Source organism: Arthrobacter sp. TB 23, assembly GCF_000294595.1.
GTDB lineage: Bacteria > Actinomycetota > Actinomycetes > Actinomycetales > Micrococcaceae > Arthrobacter_D.
Map to the genome: position 1 here is coordinate 1 of NZ_ALPM01000101.1, position 1,229 is coordinate 1,229.

At 58.9% G+C, this 1,229-nt stretch carries 1 protein-coding gene; it reads left to right on the forward strand.

Annotated elements, in window-relative coordinates:
- Window positions 1-26: 26 nt before the first annotated feature.
- A protein-coding gene (locus tag B384_RS0114205) for an IS3 family transposase (RefSeq protein ID WP_156809118.1) occupies window positions 27-1,186 on the forward strand; the annotation gives its coding sequence in 2 pieces (ribosomal slippage) (window positions 27-305 and window positions 308-1,186; 1,158 coding nt in all).
- The last annotated feature ends 43 nt before the right edge of the window (window positions 1,187-1,229 follow it).

Here is a 1,229-nt window from a genome sequence, read left to right on the forward strand (position 1 = left end):
TCCTTGCTGGTGGAAGGATGTTCATCATGCCTAAAGCCTTTCCTGAAGAGTTCCGCCGTGACGTTATCGCGGTGGCCCGAAAGGGCGAAGCGCCCATTACCCAGATCGCGAAGGACTTCGGTGTCTCACCTGCGGCTTTGCACCGCTGGCTGAAAATCGCCGACCGCGAAGACGGGGTGAACCCCGGGGCCGTGTCCGATGACTCCGTGAAGCTCCGAGAGGCCAATAAGCGGATCCGGTTATTGGAGCAGGAAGCGGAAGTGATGCGCCGTGCCGTGGCCTACTTATCCAGGGACATCAACCCAAAAAAATGATGTACCCGCTGGTCCGTGAATTAGCTGCCCAGGACGCCCCTGTCAGGGTTCCTGTTGCAGTGTCCTGCCGGGTATTGAACTTCTCCAGACAGGCCTACTATCTGTGGGCCGCGAACCCCATCTCGGCCCGGGACTGGGAGGAAGCACATCTGATCAACGCCGCCATAGATCACCACCGTGATGACCCTGCGTTCGGGTACCGGTTCATCGCCGATGAAATCAACGCCAGCGCCCAGGTGGTGAGTGAACGAAGGATCTGGCGGCTGTGTTCAGCAAATGGCATCCTGTCGGTGATCCACCGTCGGCGCAGATCCGGGATCAAGACCGGCCCGCCGGTCCACGATGACCTCATCGATCGGGACTTCACTGCGGCGGCGTCGAACCAGAAATGGTTAACCGACATCACCGAACACCCCACGGACGAAGGCAAGCTTTACCTCTGTGCCATCAAAGATCTGCACTCGAACCGGATCGTCGGGTATTCCATGGACGGGCGGATGAAAGCGTCCCTGGCAGTAGCGGCCTTGGACCATGCCGTTTCGTTCAGAAAACCCGCGGGTACGGTAGTTCACTCCGATAGAGGGTCCCAGTTCAGATCCAGGAAATTCGTCTCCGCCCTGCACGTCTACGGGCTGAGCGGATCAATGGGACGGGTGGGCGCGTGCGGTGACAATGCTGCGATGGAATCGTTCTTCTCGCTGCTGCAAAAGAACGTCTTGAACCGGAAACGGTGGGAAACCAGGGCCGAGCTCAGGCTCGCCATCACGACCTGGATCGAGCGGACCTACCACCGAAAACGCCGGCAACGCACCCTCGGCCGGCTAACCCCGATCGAGTTTGAGACAATAAACAACGCGGTCACAGCCGCATAGCAAACTATCAACCCCAGCTGTCAACTAAACCTTCAGCAGTCCC